This window comes from Idiomarina sp. X4 (genome assembly GCF_002808045.1).
GTDB lineage: Bacteria > Pseudomonadota > Gammaproteobacteria > Enterobacterales > Alteromonadaceae > Idiomarina.
This window is the reverse complement of record NZ_CP025000.1, coordinates 419,459-436,660: the sequence shown is the minus strand read 5'-3', so window position 1 is coordinate 436,660 and position 17,202 is coordinate 419,459. Positions and strand designations below refer to the sequence as shown.

Here is a 17,202-nt window from a genome sequence, read left to right as displayed (position 1 = left end):
GCTTTGGGATTTCCTACCCGAAGCCTTGTTGTGATAACCTGATCACTTTCTATTAATAACTAAGAGTGTTTCTGCATGAGTAACGATAGTTCAAATACTAACGGCAAAAGCCGGGGTATTTACTTACTGCCAAACCTATTCACAACGGCAGGTCTGTTTTCTGGGTTTTATGCCATTGTTGCCTCAATGAATGAGCGCTTCATTGAAGCGGCTGTTGCGATTTTTATCGCCATGATTTTTGATGGACTCGATGGGCGTGTCGCCAGAATGACCAACACCGAAAGTGACTTTGGCGCTGAATTTGACAGCATGGCGGATATCGTTTCTTTTGGTATGGCTCCGGCATTGGTTATGTATAACTACGCACTTGCGGACTTAGGTAAGCTGGGTTGGTTGGCCGCATTTATCTTTGTTGCTGGTGGCGCGTTACGCTTAGCACGCTTTAATACTAATTTAGGAAGCTCGGATAAACGTTACTTTCAGGGGCTCGCAATTCCAAGCGCTGCGGCAATTGTATCCGGTTTGGTTTGGGTAGGCTCAGAGTACGGTATTGAAGGCGCTGATATTGGTGGAGTTGCCGCGGTTATTACTATTTGTGCTGGTTTATTAATGGTAACCAACTTCCGCTACCATTCGTTCAAAGACGTAGACTGGAAAGGTAAGGTGTCTTTCTTAGTGATACTTGTCATTGTGTTGGCTTTTGTCGTGGTTGCAACACAACCTTCATTAGTGCTCTTCTCTATCTTCTTCCTTTACGCTTTGTCAGGGCCGATATTCACGATTAAAAACGTGAAAAAACTGAAGTTAGAGCACGTTGTCGGTGATGACGACGATGATGACGCCGACTTTAACCAGGACGGGGATAAAGATAAGAAAGCCTCAAAAGAAGAGAAAAAGGACGATTAAATCATCAAATTGATTACGATCTGACCGAACGATCATTTTTTCCAAAAAAGATCTTGAAAGGCCTCAAAAGATCTCTATAATTCGCCGCCGTTGTCACGAGATACTCGCTGAGTTGAGTCGAACAACGGCGGTTGAGTCAGCCGGGCAAAAAGTCCTGAAAAAGAGGTTGACGAAATCATCGGGAAGTGTAGAATACGCCTCCCTGCTTCGTAAGAAGCAACGCTCTTTAAAAATTATATCAAGCCAAGCAAACTGTGTGGGCACTTGCAGAAGTTACGCAAAACAGAAATATGTATTGCAACTTTTGAATGAGTGTTCAGCTACATTAAGTAGCAAAACGCGTAATTCATTGAGTTGATTGAACTACTTTTAATTGAAGAGTTTGATCATGGCTCAGATTGAACGCTGGCGGCAGGCCTAACACATGCAAGTCGAGCGGTAACAGAGAGAAGCTTGCTTCTCTGCTGACGAGCGGCGGACGGGTGAGTAATACTTGGGAATTTGCCTTTAGGCGGGGGACAACCACTGGAAACGGTGGCTAATACCGCATAATGTCTACGGACCAAAGTGGGGGACCTTCGGGCCTCACACCTAAAGATGAGCCCAAGCGGGATTAGCTAGTTGGTGAGGTAAAGGCTCACCAAGGCGACGATCCCTAGCTGTTCTGAGAGGATGATCAGCCACACTGGGACTGAGACACGGCCCAGACTCCTACGGGAGGCAGCAGTGGGGAATATTGCACAATGGGGGCTACCCTGATGCAGCCATGCCGCGTGTGTGAAGAAGGCCTTCGGGTTGTAAAGCACTTTCAGTGGTGAGGAAAGGGTAATCGTTAATAGCGATTACAGTTGACGTTAGCCACAGAAGAAGCACCGGCTAACTCCGTGCCAGCAGCCGCGGTAATACGGAGGGTGCAAGCGTTAATCGGAATTACTGGGCGTAAAGCGTACGTAGGCGGTGTGTTAAGCTAGATGTGAAAGCCCCGGGCTCAACCTGGGAATAGCATTTAGAACTGGCACGCTAGAGTCCTGAAGAGGGTGGTAGAATTTCCAGTGTAGCGGTGAAATGCGTAGATATTGGAAGGAATACCGGTGGCGAAGGCGGCCACCTGGTCAGAGACTGACGCTGAGGTACGAAAGCGTGGGGAGCAAACAGGATTAGATACCCTGGTAGTCCACGCCGTAAACGATGTCAACTAGTTGTTCGTGTCATTAAGACGTGAGTAACGCAGCTAACGCACTAAGTTGACCGCCTGGGGAGTACGGCCGCAAGGTTAAAACTCAAATGAATTGACGGGGGCCCGCACAAGCGGTGGAGCATGTGGTTTAATTCGATGCAACGCGAAGAACCTTACCATCCCTTGACATCCAGTGAATTTTCCAGAGATGGATTAGTGCCTTCGGGAACACTGAGACAGGTGCTGCATGGCTGTCGTCAGCTCGTGTTGTGAGATGTTGGGTTAAGTCCCGCAACGAGCGCAACCCTTATCCTTAGTTGCCAGCGGTTCGGCCGGGAACTCTGGGGAGACTGCCGGTGATAAACCGGAGGAAGGTGGGGACGACGTCAAGTCATCATGGCCCTTACGGGATGGGCTACACACGTGCTACAATGGCGCGTACAAAGGGCAGCGAACCTGCGAGGGTAAGCGAATCTCATAAAGCGCGTCGTAGTCCGGATTGGAGTCTGCAACTCGACTCCATGAAGTCGGAATCGCTAGTAATCGTGGATCAGAATGCCACGGTGAATACGTTCCCGGGCCTTGTACACACCGCCCGTCACACCATGGGAGTGGGCTGCACCAGAAGTGGTTAGTTTAACCTTCGGGAGAACGATCACCACGGTGTGGTTCATGACTGGGGTGAAGTCGTAACAAGGTAGCCGTAGGGGAACCTGCGGCTGGATCACCTCCTTACATTATTGCGAACGGACGTGAGTGCTCACACAGTTTGCAGGCTTGATATTAAAAGAGAAGAAACTGGGTCTGTAGCTCAGCTGGTTAGAGCGCACCCCTGATAAGGGTGAGGTCGGCAGTTCAAGTCTGCCCAGACCCACCATTTCTGCGCGATGGTTGCGTTGGAATCCGAGTCGTGTACTGGTGTACACTTCCCCGGCTTCCGCCTTGCCCTCGCTTGAAATCCCCTTATCGGGGGTGGTCGAAACGCCCATGATTGGGGCCATAGCTCAGCTGGGAGAGCGCCTGCCTTGCACGCAGGAGGTCAGCGGTTCGATCCCGCTTGGCTCCACCACTTCTTCTCTAAAGTAACCGTTAGCGTTAAGTGCTCTTGATTAAGAGTATTTACCGGTAACTTAGTGTTACACGCTCTTTAACAACATGGAAAGCTGATTGTAAATAAAGTAAGAAATGCCACTCTACTTGAACAAACCGTAAGGTAGAGGCGTATCGAACTTGTGTACAGCGAGAACAAACAATCTTGGTCATTGTATTCCAGACACCTTCGGGTTGTATGGTTAAGTGACTAAGCGTACACGGTGGATGCCTAGGCAGTTGGAGGCGATGAAGGACGTACTAACTTGCGATAAGCCATGACGAGGCAGTAAGAGCCACTTGAGTCATGGATTTCCGAATGGGGCAACCCACTGAGCTTGCTCAGTATCCGGCACTGAATAAAATAGGTGCCAGGAGGCGAACCCGGAGAACTGAAACATCTAAGTACCCGGAGGAAAAGAAATCAACCGAGATTTCCCTAGTAGCGGCGAGCGAACGGGAAGCAGCCCTTAAGCTTTACATGTGCTAACAGAATCTGTTGGGAAGCAGAGCCATAGACGGTGATAGCCCGGTATGTGAAGGTGCATGAAAAGTGAAAACGAGTAGGTCGGGACACGTGTTATCTTGACTGAATATGGGGGGACCATCCTCCAAGGCTAAATACTCCCAACTGACCGATAGTGAACCAGTACCGTGAGGGAAAGGCGAAAAGAACCCCGGCGAGGGGAGTGAAATAGAACCTGAAACCGTGTACGTACAAGCAGTAGGAGCGGACTTGTTCCGTGACTGCGTACCTTTTGTATAATGGGTCAGCGACTTATATTTTGTAGCAAGGTTAACCGCATAGGGTAGCCGTAGGGAAACCGAGTCTTAACTGGGCGTTGAGTTGCAAGGTATAGACCCGAAACCGGGCGATCTAACCATGAGCAGGTTGAAGATTGAGTAACATCAATTGGAGGACCGAACCCACTAATGTTGAAAAATTAGGGGATGACTTGTGGCTAGGAGTGAAAGGCTAATCAAGCCCGGAGATAGCTGGTTCTCCCCGAAATCTATTTAGGTAGAGCCTCGGACGAATACCATTGGGGGTAGAGCACTGTTTGGGCTAGGGGGTCATCCCGACTTACCAACCCCATGCAAACTCCGAATACCAATGAGTACTATCCGGGAGACACACGGCGGGTGCTAACGTCCGTCGTGGAGAGGGAAACAACCCAGACCGCCAGCTAAGGTCCCAAAGTTATGGCTCAGTGGGAAACGATGTGGGAAGGCACAGACAGCTAGGAGGTTGGCTTAGAAGCAGCCACCCTTTAAAGAAAGCGTAATAGCTCACTAGTCGAGTCGGCCTGCGCGGAAGATGTAACGGGGCTAAGCCATACACCGAAGCTGCGGCAGTAGTTTACTACTGGGTAGGGGAGCGTTCTGTAAGCGGATGAAGGTGAATCGAGAGGTTTGCTGGACGTATCAGAAGTGCGAATGCTGACATGAGTAACGATAATGCGGGTGAAAAACCCGCACGCCGGAAGACCAAGGTTTCCTATCCCATGCTAATCAGGGTAGGGTAAGTCGGCCCCTAAGGCGAGGCGGAAACGCGTAGTCGATGGGAAACAGGTTAATATTCCTGTACCGATGTTCATTGCGATGGGGGGACGGAGAAGGCTAGGCAAGCGCGGCGTTGGTTGTCCGCGTGAAAGTGCGTAGGCTGGTGACTTAGGCAAATCCGGGTCGCTAAGGCTGAGACACGAGACGAGCACCTACGGGTGTGAAGTTGCTGGTGCCCTGCTTCCGGGAAAAGCCTCTAAGCTTCAGATGAACATCGACCGTACCCGAAACCGACACAGGTGGTCAGGTAGAGAATACTAAGGCGCTTGAGAGAACTCGGGTGAAGGAACTAGGCAAAATAGTACCGTAACTTCGGGAGAAGGTACGCCGCTGGTGGTGATTGACTTCGCGTCATAAGCTACTGGCGGTCGCAGTGACCAGGTGGCTGGGACTGTTTATTAAAAACACAGCACTCTGCTAACTCGAAAGAGGACGTATAGGGTGTGACACCTGCCCGGTGCCGGAAGGTTAATTGATGGGGTTAGCTTAGGCGAAGCTCTTGATCGAAGCCCCGGTAAACGGCGGCCGTAACTATAACGGTCCTAAGGTAGCGAAATTCCTTGTCGGGTAAGTTCCGACCTGCACGAATGGTGTAACCATGGCCACGCTGTCTCCACCCGAGACTCAGTGAAATTGAAATCGCAGTGAAGATGCTGTGTACCCGCGGCTAGACGGAAAGACCCCGTGAACCTTTACTACAGCTTGGCACTGAACATTGAACCTACATGTGTAGGATAGGTGGGAGGCTTAGAAGCACTGGCGCTAGTTGGTGTGGAGCCATCCTTGAAATACCACCCTTGTATGTTTGATGTTCTAACATAGGCCCCTAATCGGGGTTGTGGACAGTGCCTGGTGGGTAGTTTGACTGGGGCGGTCTCCTCCCAAAGAGTAACGGAGGAGCACGAAGGTTGGCTAAGTACGGTCGGACATCGTACGGTTAGTGCAATGGCAGAAGCCAGCTTAACTGCGAGACAGACACGTCGAGCAGATACGAAAGTAGGTCATAGTGATCCGGTGGTTCTGAATGGAAGGGCCATCGCTCAACGGATAAAAGGTACTCCGGGGATAACAGGCTGATACCGCCCAAGAGTTCATATCGACGGCGGTGTTTGGCACCTCGATGTCGGCTCATCACATCCTGGGGCTGAAGTCGGTCCCAAGGGTATGGCTGTTCGCCATTTAAAGTGGTACGCGAGCTGGGTTTAGAACGTCGTGAGACAGTTCGGTCCCTATCTGCCGTGGGCGTTTGAGAGTTGAGAGGAGCTGCTCCTAGTACGAGAGGACCGGAGTGGACGAACCTCTGGTGTTCGGGTTGTCACGCCAGTGGCACTGCCCGGTAGCTATGTTCGGAATCGATAACCGCTGAAAGCATCTAAGCGGGAAGCGAGCCTCGAGATAAGCTCTCACTAGCACTTAGAGTGCTCTGAAGGGTCGTTGAAGACTACGACGTTGATAGGCGGGGTGTGGAAGCGTAGTAATGCGTTGAGCTAACCCGTACTAATTGCCCGTGAGACTTAACCATACAACACCGAAGATGTTTGAGACGTTACGCACAAGCGAGCGACTCTGCTAAGCGGTAGCCTGACGTTATGACGTCAGGTGAGATATTAAATTCAAAGAGAGTGGCGTTACTTAAAGCCAATCAGTTTTTTATGTTGTGACAGTTTATGTCTGGCGGCCATAGCGGTGTGGCACCACCTGAATCCATCCCGAACTCAGAAGTGAAACACACCAGCGCCGATGGTAGTGTGGGGTCTCCCCATGTGAGAGTAGGTCACCGCCAGACTTCAAATAAATAACCCCAGCCAAACCGGCTGGGGTTTTTTTATGCCTAAATTTCAGGCTACGACCAAAGTCCAATTCCCTATATTAACAAACCCTCCTACATTTGTTAGCGACCCAATAACAATATTAATTTGAACAACTGGAGGGGACGTTTATGGCATTTGAAAGTGAAGATCATGCCAAAGCGTACTGGAAAGAAAACTTAGGCCTAATGTTAAAGCTGTTAGTGGTCTGGTTTATCGTTTCTTATGGCTTTGGAATCATATTGGTGGATGTACTCAACGAGATAACCTTTTTCGGCTTTAAGCTTGGATTTTGGTTTGCTCAGCAGGGCTCCATTCTTACCTTCATCGTGCTTATCTTTATTTATATGAAAGGCATGGCAAAACTCGATAACAAATACGCCGTTCATGAGGACTAATGCGCTATGGATATTCAAACGCTAACATTTATTATAGTCGGCCTGACCTTCGCGTTATATATCGGTATCGCAATTTGGTCTCGTGCCGGATCAACAAACGATTTCTATGTTGCAAGTGGCGGTGTACATCCCGTTGCTAATGGTATGGCAACAGCGGCTGACTGGATGTCAGCAGCGTCGTTCATCTCAATGGCGGGTATTGTAGCTTTCGCTGGTTATGATGGTTCAGTTTACCTAATGGGTTGGACTGGTGGTTATGTATTGCTGGCGATGTGTCTTGCACCGTACCTACGAAAGTTTGGTAAGTTTACTGTACCGGACTTTATCGGTGACCGTTATTATTCACAAACGGCACGCACTATAGCAGTGCTGTGCGCCATTCTTATCTGCTTTACGTACATTGCAGGTCAGATGCGTGGCGTTGGTGTCGTATTTTCACGCTTCTTAGAAGTCGACATTGCAACCGGTGTTATTATTGGCGCAGTCATCGTATTTTTCTATACGGTTCTGGGCGGAATGAAAGGTATTACCTATACGCAGGTTGCGCAATACGTTGTATTGATGTTCGCTTACGTCGTACCTGCAGTATTCATTTCACTATTAATGACCGATCATTTCTTACCACAGACTGGCTTTGGGGCAACAATTGCACAGGGGGTTCCTGGTGAGGGGAGTTACTTGTTAGAAAGGCTTGATGGGCTTTCACAGGAGCTCGGCTTTGCTGCATATACCGAAGGTGTGCGTAGTAAAATAGACGTGTTCTTTATTACGGCAGCGCTAATGGTTGGTACAGCTGGTCTACCACACGTTATTGTGCGTTTTTTCACTGTACCAAAAGTACGTGATGCACGTCGCTCAGCATTCTGGGCGCTGACGTTTATTTCTGTCGTGTATTTAACAGCACCAGCTATAGCTTCTTTCGCTAAAGTGAACTTGATTAATACGGTTAACGGGCCCGAATTACAAGGTGTTGAATATGAAAACGCACCAAGTTGGGTTAAGAACTGGGAGAAAACAGGCCTAATTACCTGGGAAGATAAGAACGAAGATGGAAAAATGTTTTACTCGGGTGATGAACGCAACGAGATGACCATTGACCGTGACATCATGGTCTTGGCAAATCCGGAAATTGCTGACTTGCCAGCTTGGGTTGTTGCTCTTGTCGCTGCTGGTGGTGTAGCCGCCGCACTATCAACTTCCGCGGGCTTGCTATTGGTGATATCGACATCGGTTTCTCATGATTTACTGAAACGAAACTTAATGCCAAATATCACTGATAAGAAAGAGCTCCTCTATGCGAGGGTTGCGGCTGCAACAGCGATTATTATCTCGGTTTACTTTGGTATTTACCCGCCCGGCTTTGTGGCGCAGGTGGTCGCCTTTGCATTTGGCTTAGCCGCAGCAAGCTTCTTCCCTGCGATTATTCTGGGTATCTTCCATAAACGTATGAACCGTCAAGGTGCCGTTGCGGGTATGGTTGTAGGTATTCTATTTACCTTCTGCTACATTGTATTCTTTAAGTTTGTATCGCCAGAACTGAATACGCCTGAATACTGGCTGTTCGGTATCTCGCCAGAAGGCATAGGTACTCTGGGTATGATTATCAACTTTATAGTTGCAACAATCGTACACAAAGCAACAGGTGACGCGCCTGAAGACATTCAGGAGATGGTGGAGTCAATACGGTATCCGAAAGGATCCGGTGAAGCTCAGTCGCATTAATTGCTTTTGACTAAACAAGCCCAGCCTTCGAGCTGGGCTTTTTTTAATGCAAACAGAGGTTTCATATTATGGAAGCATCTGACTTTTTGAAACAGTGTCCGCCCTTCGATGAACTGCACAAGGAACATTTGAGTTGGGTGATTTCTCAGTTGCAGTCGGTGTATTTAAACGAAGAGAATTGCAATGATGTCATGAACTCAATGAGGCCAGCGTTGTTTATCGTACGCTCAGGCATTTTCGATTTACGGTCCTCAGAGGGTGAGCTGATTGAGAGGCTAGAAAGTGGGGACTTGTTTGGTTACCCGTCATTACTTACGGGGAGGGAGATCACCAACAAACTAAAGACGTTAAAAGATGGCATTGTGTACGTACTACCTGAGCATGCGTTCGATCGTCTTCGAAAAGTGTCAAAGCAATTTGAACAATACTTTATTAAAGCCCATGGGCAGCGGTTACTAACCGAACGAAAAGCAAATGCGACCTCTGATTCCGATTGGAGCCAACAAACTGTTCGCTCCATCGTTGCTAAAGACCCAATTAGTTTGGATAGTGAAACATCAGTCCAAGACGCTGCTAGACTTATGTCAAATAACGGGATTTCGTCAGTTTTAGTCGTCGATGACAACCAGTTAGTCGGGATTTTAACGGATAGGGATTTAAGGAACCGTGTTATTGCAGAGGGATTGCCTTTAGACATAAGAGTTTCAGCGGTTATGACTCAATTGCCCGAGTCAGTAAACGAAAATCGCTCGTTAATGGATGCTTTGACGGTAATGACCTCGAGCAATATTCATCATCTTCCTGTTATAAATGATAATAATCAGCCAGTTGGAATGATAACAGCCACAGATCTAATACGTCAGCAGCGTAGTGATCCTGTTTTTCTTATTAGTGCGATTCGAAAAGCGGCGAGCAAAAAGCAGTTAATAGAAGAAGCTGCGAAGTTACCTGACTACCTGCAAACCTTTGCAAACCGAGTAAAACAAACCTCGGTATTAGGTCGGTTGATGGCTTCAGTGACAGATGGTATGACGCGTCAATTGATCAAATTGTACGAGCAGGAGCACGGCGCCGCACCAGCGGCATACAGCTGGCTGGCATTCGGATCTCAGGGAAGGGAAGATCAAACGTTAAGTTCCGATCAGGACAACGGGCTACTGCTGAGTAATCGTCTCTCAAAATCACAAAAAGAGTGGTTTGCTGGCTTAGGAGAATATGTGTGTGAAGGCTTGGGTGAGTGCGGTATTCCTTTATGCCCAGGCAATATTATGGCATCTAACCCTGAGTGCCGAGGTACTATCGATGAGTGGAAGGAAAAGTTTAATGGTTGGATAACGAGCCCCACTCCCAAAGCGCTCATGTACTGCCAGATATTCTTCGATAGCCGACCGGTTATGGGGGAAGGTCGTTTTTATCAAACTTACAGAGAAGAAATAGCGAAGTTAGCGAATAACGATATGTTCTTAGGAAACCTCGCTATTTTAGTGAATAAGATACAGGTACCCTTAGGTCTGTTTAATCGACTACGGACCTCAGATGCGGACGGTGAAGACACCATTGATATAAAGCGCTATGGCATTGCGTTAATTAACGATATTGCGAGAATTTATTCACTAAAAGAAGGGTTGATAGTTCCAGGTACCGTAGCTCGTTTAAAAGCCTTGCAAAAAAGTCGGCTGCTAAACTCAAAAGACAATCAGTCATTGTTGGAAGCGTGGGAGTTTCTGACCCAGCTCAGACTCAATCACCAGTTAAAAGTGTGGGGCACGGATAAGCCTAAAAATGCGATTGATCCTGATGAACTGAGCACGCTTTCAAGACGACAATTGAAAAGCGCTTTTCGTATTATAAAAGAAGCACAGCAAGGCGTTGGATTGAAGTTCAGTAGGCAGGGTTATTAATGGCCAATTGGTTACAACAACTTGCAAACTGGTATGACCGTCGGCAGCAATTGAAACAGCCCTGGCAGCAGCTTCGGTATGTTGCTTTGGACATTGAAAGTACGGGCTTAAGCCCAACTAAGCATGACATATTGTCAATTGCCTGGGTCAGTATACAACCACCGGCGATACAACTCGGTAATGCACAGTACCACGTTTTTTCGCATGGGCAGGAAATAGATTTAGGGCAGAGCCCAACCATTCATGGATTAACCAAAGACGATTTCGTACATAGCTCAGACCCAAAGCAAACTTTTTCAATGCTGAGTCGTGCGCTCAATGATGCGGTAATGGTTTGTCATCACAAGGGAATGGACTGGGGTTTTTTGAAGCAAGTCGAAAAAGCGTATGGCATTCCTATGAAACCGCTTGCTGTATTTGACACGTTAGCTTTTGAGAAAAAGCGGCTTGAGAAGGCGGAAGGGGCTGTCCGAAAAGACTCTCTTACGTTGTCAGCATGCCGTAAGCGATACGGACTACCTGACTATCACTCACATCATGCACTTACCGATGCAATTGCATGTGGTGAGTTGTTTTTGGCGCAGGGATATTCAACTAATACGTCTTTAAATAGTATGAATGACTTTAAAGCCTCTTTATAACGTTATTCACGTTATTACAGCAACCGCCTCAGATTAAATAAACACAAAACAAACAATTTATTTACATAAAGTCAACTAATTGCTAAATTTTGATCTGTCAGAGTCTTATTTCTGACCGATAATAGAAGCTTCCAGGGAGTTTTCACTCATGTATAACAAGAAATTTAGCAAAAGTCTTATAGCGGCAGCCATAGCTGGCGTTATTGGTTTTCCTGCTCTAGCACAAGATCAGGACTCTAATGAAGAAACAGAAGTAAAAGAGTCAGTGGAGAGAATTCAGGTAACGGGTTCTCGAATTCCACAATCGGCGAATGTTGTTAGTTCAAGCCCGATATCACAAGTTACGTCAGAAGAGTTTGAGTTTAGCGGCAACGTACGGGCTGAAGATTTGGTTAATGATTTACCTCAAGTCTTTCCGGGGCAAACTTCGACTGATTCAAATGGCGCAACCGGTACAGCCACAGTATCTCTTCGTGGCTTAGGACCTCAACGAACGTTAGTTCTGATGAATGGTCGGCGTCTGGTTATGGGCTCTCCTTTAGTCGGTGGTATTTCACCTGATTTAAACCAAATTCCTAGTGCATTAGTCGAGAATGTTGAATTGTTAACAGGTGGTGCGTCCGCGACTTATGGTTCAGATGCGGTAGCAGGCGTTGTTAACTTCATCATGAAGGATGATTTTGAAGGTGTTAAGCTGGACTATCAGCACAGCTTTTATCAATATGACAACGACAATAATAATGGTGTAGCACAAGCGTCGGAAGAGCAAGGGTTCCCGTTAGCACCAAGTTCAGGGCGTGATGGTCATATGAATGACTTCTCAGTCATTATTGGCGCAAACTCTGACAATGGACGAGGAAACATTACTGCGTACGCAACGGTAAGAAATATCGAAGCGATTACTCAGGATAACCGAGATTACAGTATCTGTGCTTATGCTCGGGATGATAACGGAGATTATTACTGTGGTGGTTCCGGTACCATTCCTGATGGACGTCTTACAGATTTTGCTCCGGGTGGGTATGACTACTTTATTGATGAAGGTACTCTTCAAGAATATGATGGACGCCTCTACAACTATGGTCCGAGAAACTATTTCCAGCGTCCGGACGAGCGGATAACGCTTGGCGCATTTGGTAAGTATGAACTGAATGACCATGTTGAATTTTTCACGGAGTTGGGTTACGTAAAAGATCGCAGTGTTTCTCAAATAGCTGAATCTGGTGCATTCTTCCCTCAAGTAGATTTAAGTTGTAGTAATCCGCTGTTATCTGATCAACAGCGCGATACTATCTGTGGAGCAGGAGGCCCAGCTCAAGCAGGCGGAGATCCAAATGTTTGGGAAGGCGTTTATATTGGTAAGCGAAACGTAGAAGGTGGACCTCGCCAACAAGACTTACAACATTTGTCCTATCGTGGCGTTTTCGGTATTCGTGGGTTCATTAACGATACTTGGAGTTACGATTTATCTGCCAACTTCGGTAATGTGACACTGACTTCTGTTTATGAGAATGACTTCAGTATTACTAATATCGGGCGCGCTCTTGATGTAACAACAGATCCGGACACCGGAGAAGCTGCTTGTACTGCTGCCGTAAACGGAACCGATCCAAACTGTGTTCCTTGGGATATATTTGGACCAAATATTACGCAAGAAGCTTTGGATTACTTAACGCTTCCACTGTACGCTACTGGTGAAACTAACCTACGCGATGTCACTGGCTATGTCATTGGTAACCTAGGGGATTATGGTGTTAAAACGCCTTGGTCATATGGCGGTGTCGAGTTATTGGCCGGTTTAACAAGCCGTGATGAAAAGTTAGTTTATCGTCCCGATAGCAACTTCGAGTCAGGTGATGGTGCTGGCCAAGGTGGTCCCACTATTGGAACTGAAGGTTCTCTAGGTGTTGAGGAATTTTTCACCGAAGCAAAAATTTATGTTGTAGATGGAGCTGATTGGGCTGATAGCTTCGTTGTTGACTTAGGCTATCGTTACTCAGACTATACAACCGATAAGACAACGGATACTTATAAAGTTGCTGTTGGTTGGGATGTTAACCAAGAAATAAAACTACGTGGCAGCTATCAACGAGCTGCACGGCATGCAAACATTCGTGAGCTGTATGATCCTCAAAGCTTAGGCTTGTACGACATGGATAGTGACCCATGTGCGGGTACGTCTCCGGAAGCAAGCCTGGAAGCGTGCCAAAACTCAGGCGTTACAGCTGCACAGTACGGTAGCATTCCTCAAAGTCCGGCTAACCAATACAATGCTATTTTTGGTGGTAACCCTAACTTAGAACCTGAAACATCAGATACCGTTTCTGCAGGTTTTGTCTACCGTTCTCTGGATGGCAATTTTGATATCTCGGTCGATTACTTTGATATCAAAGTAGAAGATGCAATTGGCACTGTGCCGTCAGAAACGACCTTGGATCTTTGTTTAGAAACGGGAGACGCTACATTCTGTGACCTTATTAACCGTGGTGAAAGTAGTGGTTCATTGTGGTTAGGTCAGGATAGTATTGTTGAAACAAACGTAAACATTGGTTTCGAGCAACGCAGTGGTTTCGACATTAACTCTACGTTTACTCACCAATTAAGTAATGACTGGGGACGTTTGAAGTTTAATTTAGTAGGTACTTATTTTACTAAATTTGACACTCAGCCAGTTGTCGGGTTGGCAACAACCGAATGTGCTGGTAAATGGGGCGGTACTTGTGGCTCACCAAACCCAGAGTGGCAGCACAACATACGTGCAACCTGGATGGGTAACAGTGGTTTCACCGTTTCCGCAAACTGGCGTGCTCTTGGTGCGGTTGATCACTTAACCGGTAGCTCCAGAGGTATTAGCACAGAGAGTTACTTAGACTTAAGTGGTCGCTATCAGTTCTCAGAAGGTATGACGTTCAGCGTTGGTGTTAACAACATCCTCGCTAACGATCCACCATACTTAACTGGTGCAAACGGTAGTAATGGTAATACTTACCCAGGCTACTTTGATGCGTTAGGTCGTTATGTGTTCGCGAGTATTTCTTACGAATTCATGTAATGCACTAAAGAGAAACTTATGAATAAAAAGCCAACCGTCTAGCGGTTGGCTTTTTTGTTTTTTTATAAGAAACAAAAGTTGCTTTAATTAACTTTTCTGATTGGTTGTTGCGCTTTCTGGTGGTTTTTTGTTCGATTGATTTTGCTTCGAGATAAAGAGGTCGATGAGTGCTTGAATTTCTTATGTCTTGGGGTTAAAAGTTTAACCCCCTTTTGGGGAAAGGTTGCTTTTCGCCAATCAAGCAACGTTAAAAATAAATGTTCCAGGGAGTTTTTATAAATGAAGAAAATGACATTTCGTAAAAGCTTAACGGCGGCAGCTGTAACTGCCTGTTTAAGCTTTCCGGCTGTAGCCGTTGCGCAAGATGCAGATGAAAAAGTTGAGCGTATTGAAGTTACGGGTTCACGTATTAAGCAAGTAGACATGGAGACAGCATCTCCGGTCACGACTATCACTGCAGAAGATATCCAAATCTCAGGTGAGCCAACAGTCGCTGATGTATTGAATAATGCCTCTGTTAACAGTTTCGGCTCATGGCGTGGTGTTTCAGGCTACGGTTCAGGCGGCTCTGCAACTAGCAACGTCAACATGCGCGGTTTGGGGCCAAACTACACGTTGGTATTGCTTGATGGTCGTCGTATGCCCGGTACTAGCTCAAGCTCCGGTACTGCCGCTGATACTTCAAAAATACCAATGGCAATTGTTGAACGTATTGAGATTTTGCGTGAAGGTGCATCTGCTGTATACGGTTCAGACGCTGTTGCCGGTGTAATTAATATCATCACTAAAAAAGACTTCACTGGTTTACAGCTTTCTTATGATGGTGAGCGTCCAAGTGTTGACGGCGGTGATAGCGATCGCTTTACAGCGTCAACTGGCTTTGCGACGAATAAGGGTAATATTACTTTTACTTTTGAAAACTATCGCACAGACTCTGTATTCGACCGTGAACTTTGGGATTACCTGGGTGCTTCTTCATACAGCTCAGTACCAAATGGCGAAGTATTAAATGCTGATGGCACTGGTGCTGGCGAGTATGTTTCAGCCGACGTCTGTGATTCAGCGCCTAATACGGTTGCCAGTGATGATGGCCGTTGCTTGTATCAGTTTGGTAACGTAACTAAATTCTTTGGTGACGTAGAGCAGAATTCAATCCTGTCGAACTTCAACTACAATCTGACTCGTGATATCCAGTTCCGTGGTCGTGCAAGTGCATCTATGTCAGAAACCGATACTCGCTACGCCGGCACGCCAGTATCAACCAACCAGCCGACTATGAGCGCAGATAACCCGATGAACCCAATGGGTGAAGAGCTGTTGTTAAGCATGCGCTCTGCACAAATCGGTGAGCGCGATACTCGTACGGAAATCAATAACATTGACTTTTTAGGTGGATTAGTCGGTTACTGGGATATTGGTAATGGGGTTGACTGGGAAGTAAACGGTCAATACAGCAAATCAACTACTCGCGCATTCAACTCAAACCTTGTGAATGACCGTGATATTCAACGTATGATTAACAGCGGTGAATACGACATTTTCAACACGACGGGCATGACATTTGACGAGTGGAACTCTCAAATGACTGAGCTGTACTCAGGTGCTGCTCACACAGGTTTATATCGCGCTGAGTTTGATAGCACGCAAATAGACGGCTTCTTATCTACTCTGTTGTTCGATAACGGTACTGTATCAATGTCTGGTTTGGTTGGTGCTGAATTCGAACGCATTGACTTCACTCAGCAAAGCGACCCACAATCAGCTTCTGGCAACATTTCGGGCGGTTCAGGTGGTGATGATGTATTTGCTGACCGTGATCGCACATCAGTCTATGCAGAACTTCAAACATCTCTGCCATATAACATAGATGTTAATGCAGCCGTACGCTACGACGAATACGACCAGCAAGGTGATGTCGGTGGTGAAGTTGTTGGCGGAACATTTGATAACGTTGCTCCACAATTAGGCATTGCATGGCGTGCAACAGATTCATTACTGTTACGTGCAAGCTGGGGTGAGTCGTTCCGTGCACCAAACATGGGTGAGATGTTTGCGTCAGAAGCATTAAGTTTCGAAACTGCAGTCGACACTATGTGGTGTGATAACCCGAATAACTCTGACCCAGTATATTGTGATGAGCGTGGTACTCAGCACAAAACTTGGTTCGGTGGTACACCTGACCTACAGCCGGAAGAAGGTGAGTCTTTGACAGTTGGCGCTGTTTACAACATCACCAACAACTGGTCGGCAGAACTTTCATACTACGATGTCAAACTCGATAATAAGATTGAAGCTATCAGCGTAGATCGCTTGCTGCAGGAAGAGCGGGAAGGCGGTATTGGATCAAACCCATTAGTCGTGCGAGAAGGCGGCGATGGTAAAATCACCGCAATGTACAGCTATAATGAGAACATGGCGAGTTTAGAAACTTCTGGTTTCGACTTTAAGACTAACTATAACCTCAGTACTCAGTACGGTAATATCGGTGTTAAAGGTGAAGCAAGCTATGTTCGTGATTATGTAGAAGTTACACGCGAAGGTGCGGCACCGTTTGATTATGCAGGTATTCAGGACTACCCAGAGCTTCGTGCAAACGTTGCAGTTAACTGGACAAAAGATAGCTGGGGCGCTGCGTGGACTACATACTACATTGGTCCACAAGATTCTGGTAATGAAGAGTACGGTGTAGATTACTTGCAAGCTATTCCTAGCTATGTAAAACATAACGCTCAAGTGTCTTACACAAACTCAATGGATGGTCGCTTCACTGTTGGCGTTAACAACGTGTTTGATAAAGAACCAACTGGCTGGTATGACGGTTTCCGTGACTACCGCGATGTTACTTGGAGCTTGTATGACGTATTAGGTCGTACGGTATTTTTCAAGTACGAACAGTCGTTCTAAAACACTCTGCTTTAACCGCAGAATAAAGCAAGCCCGGCTCT

General features: G+C 46.8%; 7 protein-coding genes, 2 tRNA genes and 3 rRNA genes. All 12 read left to right on the top strand.

Annotated elements, in window-relative coordinates:
• Window positions 1-75: 75 nt before the first annotated feature.
• The 12 genes from pssA to CWC33_RS02130 all read left to right on the top strand — a co-directional run bounded on the left by pssA (window position 76) and on the right by CWC33_RS02130 (window position 17,161).
• Window positions 76-906: a CDP-diacylglycerol--serine O-phosphatidyltransferase gene (gene pssA / locus CWC33_RS02185; RefSeq protein WP_100690607.1), complete on the top strand. Its 831-nt coding sequence runs from the start codon at window positions 76-78 to the stop codon at window positions 904-906.
• A 370-nt stretch (window positions 907-1,276) separates the two neighbouring features.
• Window positions 1,277-2,818, top strand: a 16S ribosomal RNA gene (locus CWC33_RS02180).
• Between the two features lie 65 nt (window positions 2,819-2,883).
• Window positions 2,884-2,960 (top strand) — tRNA-Ile (locus CWC33_RS02175).
• Between the two features lie 116 nt (window positions 2,961-3,076).
• Window positions 3,077-3,152, top strand: a tRNA-Ala gene (locus tag CWC33_RS02170).
• A gap of 221 nt (window positions 3,153-3,373) precedes the next feature.
• A 23S ribosomal RNA gene (locus CWC33_RS02165) occupies window positions 3,374-6,257 on the top strand.
• A gap of 148 nt (window positions 6,258-6,405) precedes the next feature.
• Window positions 6,406-6,521 (top strand): 5S ribosomal RNA (gene rrf / locus CWC33_RS02160).
• The 16S, 23S and 5S rRNA genes sit together here with 2 tRNA genes alongside, the layout of an rRNA operon.
• Before the next feature lie 153 nt (window positions 6,522-6,674).
• A complete protein-coding gene (locus tag CWC33_RS02155; RefSeq protein WP_088768705.1) occupies window positions 6,675-6,941 on the top strand; it encodes a DUF4212 domain-containing protein in 267 nt (88 codons plus the stop codon).
• Window positions 6,942-6,947: 6 nt separating this feature from the next.
• A complete protein-coding gene (locus CWC33_RS02150) occupies window positions 6,948-8,663 on the top strand; it encodes a sodium:solute symporter family protein (RefSeq protein WP_100690606.1) in 1,716 nt (571 codons plus the stop codon).
• Window positions 8,664-8,731: 68 nt separating this feature from the next.
• A complete protein-coding gene (locus tag CWC33_RS02145; RefSeq protein ID WP_100690605.1) occupies window positions 8,732-10,564 on the top strand; it encodes a DUF294 nucleotidyltransferase-like domain-containing protein in 1,833 nt (610 codons plus the stop codon).
• Complete coding sequence (locus tag CWC33_RS02140; RefSeq protein WP_100690604.1) at window positions 10,564-11,205, top strand: 3'-5' exonuclease; 642 nt, start codon at window positions 10,564-10,566, stop codon at window positions 11,203-11,205. Before CWC33_RS02145 ends, CWC33_RS02140 begins: the two co-directional genes overlap by 1 nt.
• Window positions 11,206-11,353: 148 nt before the next feature.
• Window positions 11,354-14,257: a TonB-dependent receptor domain-containing protein gene (locus CWC33_RS02135; RefSeq protein WP_100690603.1), complete on the top strand. Its 2,904-nt coding sequence runs from the start codon at window positions 11,354-11,356 to the stop codon at window positions 14,255-14,257.
• A gap of 279 nt (window positions 14,258-14,536) precedes the next feature.
• Entirely contained in the window at window positions 14,537-17,161 is a 2,625-nt protein-coding gene (locus tag CWC33_RS02130; protein WP_100690602.1) for a TonB-dependent receptor, read from the top strand.
• Window positions 17,162-17,202 lie beyond the last annotated feature (41 nt).

What these genes read in the sequence shown, in the direction of transcription:
- pssA (WP_100690607.1), top strand. Translation starts at nt 76, where the DNA reads ATGAGTAACGATAGTTCAAATACTAACGGCAAAAGCCGGGGTATTTAC.
- CWC33_RS02155 (WP_088768705.1), top strand. Translation starts at nt 6,675, where the DNA reads ATGGCATTTGAAAGTGAAGATCATGCCAAAGCGTACTGGAAAGAAAAC.
- CWC33_RS02150 (WP_100690606.1), top strand. Translation starts at nt 6,948, where the DNA reads ATGGATATTCAAACGCTAACATTTATTATAGTCGGCCTGACCTTCGCG.
- CWC33_RS02145 (WP_100690605.1), top strand. Translation starts at nt 8,732, where the DNA reads ATGGAAGCATCTGACTTTTTGAAACAGTGTCCGCCCTTCGATGAACTG.
- CWC33_RS02140 (WP_100690604.1), top strand. Translation starts at nt 10,564, where the DNA reads ATGGCCAATTGGTTACAACAACTTGCAAACTGGTATGACCGTCGGCAG.
- CWC33_RS02135 (WP_100690603.1), top strand. Translation starts at nt 11,354, where the DNA reads ATGTATAACAAGAAATTTAGCAAAAGTCTTATAGCGGCAGCCATAGCT.
- CWC33_RS02130 (WP_100690602.1), top strand. Translation starts at nt 14,537, where the DNA reads ATGAAGAAAATGACATTTCGTAAAAGCTTAACGGCGGCAGCTGTAACT.